This window comes from Candidatus Hydrogenedentota bacterium (assembly GCA_019695095.1).
Classification (GTDB): domain Bacteria; phylum Hydrogenedentota; class Hydrogenedentia; order Hydrogenedentales; family SLHB01; genus JAIBAQ01.
Genome location: JAIBAQ010000338.1, coordinates 1 through 3,705, shown reverse-complemented (window position 1 = coordinate 3,705; position 3,705 = coordinate 1). Strand labels below are relative to the sequence as shown.

Sequence of the window (3,705 nt, the reverse complement as noted above, 5' to 3'; positions counted from 1 at the left end):
CGACTGGCTCGCGGAGTGCATTGGCAATTAGCCGGTATCTCACTGTGCGCAATGGCCAACCGATACCCGAGGTATCCAGTGGACAGGAGGGCTGTAGATACGAATTGCGACAGCTCTTTGGGAAAGTCCCAGCAGCGAGCTTGGGCCCTGAACCACAAAGAATCTGCCAAAGACGAAACCTAATCCAATTTATGAGGATCTAAAAAGCACGTATGGAGGAACGCTTGCACGCTCCTCCATACGATACGAATTCGCTGGATTCTTAGATTAAAGAACTTCGTTGAGAACCCAAAGAACGATGATCCACCAAAGAAGCCACATAGTAAGACCTCCTTTCCTGTATATCCTCTCACACGTGACCAATTCCCACCTCTGGTCCACCTCGGACCAATGGTGAAGGGTGGCTCATGTCACCACCCGCAACAGCTTACCCAAAATTCAGACAGATTTCAAGTCAAAAATGATCCCCTGTTAAGCACATGCTGGGGCACCCCGTTTGAGGCCACGAGATAGTGTGTGTAACGGCCCACGACCTTCGGTTTCGGGCACTCCCCCCCTAGCCGTTTTAATTTCCAGGACCGTACGCCTCTCATACTGAAACCGTAACGCCGATGCCTGAGTCAATTGGGGTAATTCTGCGAGAGATGCGGCGGTTTACTGAGACTGTAGGAGCAAAACCGTGCTCCAAAGGCCTGTCAATTGAATAGCCGCTGCGATAGATGCGAATAGTAATTCGCGTGCAGCACGCGCGCGAACGCTAGGCCGCTCCCCAGCGGCGCAGGACTTCGTAGAGCACCACGCCAAACGCTGTCGCGACATTGATCGTGTTTTTGTGGCCGCGCATGGGGATGTTCACCACGGCATCGCACAACGCGAGAGTCTCGGGTTTGATGCCCCACACTTCGTTTCCGAAGACGATGCCCACGGGCTGGGGCCACTCAAACGTTGTGTGAGGCACGGAGTTCTCCGTCACCTCGACCGCGACACACAGAACACCCTGGCTCTTGAGATGGTGAATGGCGGCGGCGGTCGTCGCATGGTGGGTCCATGGAACATACTCGTGGGCGCCCAAGGCGGTCTTTGTTAGCTTTGGATTGGGAGGAAAGGCCGTTAATCCACACAAATGGATGTGTTCGACGGCCCCCGCATCCGAAGTCCGGAAAATCGAGCCGACATTAAACGCACTTCGGAGATTATCGAGGACGACATGGACGGGGTTTCGCGTCACCGGTGGAAGCTGATCGGTGGGCACCCTCCGGTAATGAGGTTCGAGCCTCGCCTCCAGTTCGGGTAGTGAATACGACATGGCAACCTCAGTGACAACTCGGTTCAGATTGAATACAGATAGTGTACGCGGAAATGGCGGTGGGAGTCACGGTATAGGCGAGATCCACGCCGGGAGACTGAAAGGTCGGAGAGAGCCTCTTGCCTTTTGGGGACCGATGGGGCTTATGGGACTCGCAGGGCGCCAATCTCTCTGCCCCTCTCCCAATTTGAACGCCTCTGCCATCATTTGATAAACTCTGATGTTTCCGCTGTTTGTGGAACCTTTCAGCCCGACGCCGAATGTGCGTTGTGCTTGTCTGGGAAGAAACGCGGCAGGAAGAGCGCCAAGATTCTTAGAAGGCGGGCTATTGTGAACGTACTTGAAGTTGCCCTTTCGTCCATCTCCCCGGAGGGTACGCCCTTTTCGCGGGTGGTGGGAGCCGACGTGGTCCGCCCGGCAAACGTACGCGACTTGGATCTTGGTCCTGTCACGGTTTCCGGCGTGTTTTCGCACGTCGACGCCGAGTATATATTTCACGGCCGTGTATCCGGGACGTTTCTCGGCATCTGCGACCGTTGTCTGTGCGGTGTCGAGAAACCGTTTGACGCGGAAGTCATCTGGGTGTTCGTCCACGGGTCTGCCCGAAGTCCTCTCGAAGAGTTTGAGGACGACGAGGACGAGGAGTTTGACGAAGACTCCGGCGTCATTATGTTTGAGGGAGTGTCTATCAACCTCGCCCCGGCGACGTGGGATGAGGTTGTGCTTGCGTTGCCGGCGAAGATGCTGTGCAACGACGATTGCGCGGGATTGTGTCCGCAATGTGGCGCGAATCTGAATACGGCCCCGTGCGGCTGTGTTCCCGAGCCCGAGTCGGGGCTATCGGAGACGGGTTTGAAGGGTCTGGCGGACATGTTTCCAGACTTGAAAAAGAAACCGAATCGGTTGGAGGACTGACAGTGCCTGTACCAAAGAGACGAACCGGTAAAACCGGCAAGAGAACGCGCCGCTCGCATCACGCGCTTGCGAAGAAGATTTTCTCCGATTGCCCAAGCTGCGGCGAGCCGATTATGCCTCACCGGGTATGCCCGAAGTGCGGGCACTACAGAGAGCGGCTCGTAGTCAACGCCGATAAACTGTAGCCGTCCGCTTACGGCCGGCTCAGGAGCCATGATGCGCATTGCCATCGATGCCATGGGCTCGGACAACGCCCCGTACCCGGAAGTGCGCGGGGCGGTGAAAGCCAGCGAGTCGCCCGGCTTGGAGTTGATCCTCGTCGGGAACGAGACGAAGCTGCGAGAGACGCTGGGCAAGCATGCCAGCCGCAAGAACATCTCGATCGTTCACGCGTCCGAAGTCATTACGATGGAAGACTCGCCGATGTTGGGCGTTCGCAAGAAGAAGGACGCCTCGCTATCGGTAGCGATGCGCCTTGTCAAACAAGGCGCCGCGGATGCTGTTGTCAGCGCGGGCAATACCGGCGCGGTAATGATGGCCGCGCGTACGATTCTACGGCCTATTCAGGGCGTTGCCCGCCCTCCCATTTGCCAGCTCTTGCCAACGTCAACGGGCCGGTGCCTCGTTCTCGACCTGGGCGCAAACGTGGACTGCAACGCCCGCCATCTCTGCGACTTTGCGGAGATGGGCGTCGTGTATTCGACGCAAGTCCTCGGCAACGTCAACCCCAGAGTTGGTCTCCTCAATATCGGTGAGGAACAGGCCAAGGGCAACGACCTCGCGAAGACGGTGCACCGAATCCTGAGCGCGGCTCCGCATGTGAACTTCATCGGCAACATCGAGCCCAAGGCGCTGTTTAAGGGCGCCGCGGACATCGTGGTGTGCGACGGATTCGTAGGCAACGTCGTGCTGAAGACCAGCGAAGCCGCCGGGTCGCTCGTAAAGACACTGCTGACCCGCGAGTTGAAGTCGAGTATTCTCAGCATCATTGGCGCGGTCCTCAGTCGCGGCGCGTACAAGCGCCTCAAGCGCGTCATCGACCCCAACGAATACCCCGGCGCGCCGCTTCTCGGCGTCAACGGTATTGTCATCATTCTTCACGGCGCATGTTCCGCCAAAGGCGTCGCCAACGCCATCAAGGGAGCCGAACTCGCCGCCAAACACGACCTTATCAACCTCATTCGCGACGGACTCAACGAAGTCCGTGTGACCGAAGAGTCGCTCGACGGTTCGACGAATGAGTCTTCTGACAACCAGGATGAAGCGGACGCCGAGTCCGCGTCTTAACACGAGAGAAAGAGGGGGAATCCCGTGAGCGAATTCCAGGGCAAAGTGGTATTGGTCACAGGCGGCACGCGCGGTATCGGCAGGGCCTGTGCGCTCGCTTTCGCGAAAGAAGGCGCGGCGGTCGCCGTGTGCGGGCGTTCCAAGGACACCTCGGAAGCAGCGGGCCAGGAACTCGCCCAGGAATCCCAAGGCAAGGT

The 3,705-nt window shown here is 57.9% G+C and carries 5 protein-coding genes; 4 read left to right on the top strand and 1 reads right to left on the bottom strand.

The genetic code is table 11. The annotated features are described in order from the left end of the window. Positions 1-757: 757 nt before the first annotated feature. Entirely contained in the window at positions 758-1,306 is a 549-nt protein-coding gene (locus tag K1Y02_25940) for an RNA methyltransferase (protein MBX7259823.1), read from the bottom strand. Between the two features lie 330 nt (positions 1,307-1,636). Here K1Y02_25940 and K1Y02_25935 point away from each other — a divergent pair, with 330 nt between their 5' ends. The 4 genes from K1Y02_25935 to K1Y02_25920 all read left to right on the top strand — a co-directional run. Further along, positions 1,637-2,221 (top strand): DUF177 domain-containing protein, encoded by a 585-nt coding sequence (locus K1Y02_25935; GenBank protein ID MBX7259822.1) that lies wholly within the window; start codon positions 1,637-1,639, stop codon positions 2,219-2,221. Between the two features lie 2 nt (positions 2,222-2,223). Next, positions 2,224-2,406 (top strand): 50S ribosomal protein L32, encoded by a 183-nt coding sequence (rpmF, locus tag K1Y02_25930; GenBank protein MBX7259821.1) that lies wholly within the window; start codon positions 2,224-2,226, stop codon positions 2,404-2,406. Between the two features lie 28 nt (positions 2,407-2,434). After that, positions 2,435-3,508 (top strand): phosphate acyltransferase PlsX, encoded by a 1,074-nt coding sequence (gene plsX, locus K1Y02_25925; protein ID MBX7259820.1) that lies wholly within the window; start codon positions 2,435-2,437, stop codon positions 3,506-3,508. A 24-nt stretch (positions 3,509-3,532) separates the two neighbouring features. Continuing rightward, positions 3,533-3,705, top strand: a 173-nt coding sequence (locus K1Y02_25920) for an SDR family NAD(P)-dependent oxidoreductase (protein MBX7259819.1), incomplete at its 3' end; no start/stop codon positions are given.

Coding starts and splice junctions, on each gene's coding strand:
- K1Y02_25940 (MBX7259823.1), bottom strand. CDS start 1,306: ATGTCGTATTCACTACCCGAACTGGAGGCGAGGCTCGAACCTCATTAC.
- plsX (MBX7259820.1), top strand. CDS start 2,435: ATGATGCGCATTGCCATCGATGCCATGGGCTCGGACAACGCCCCGTAC.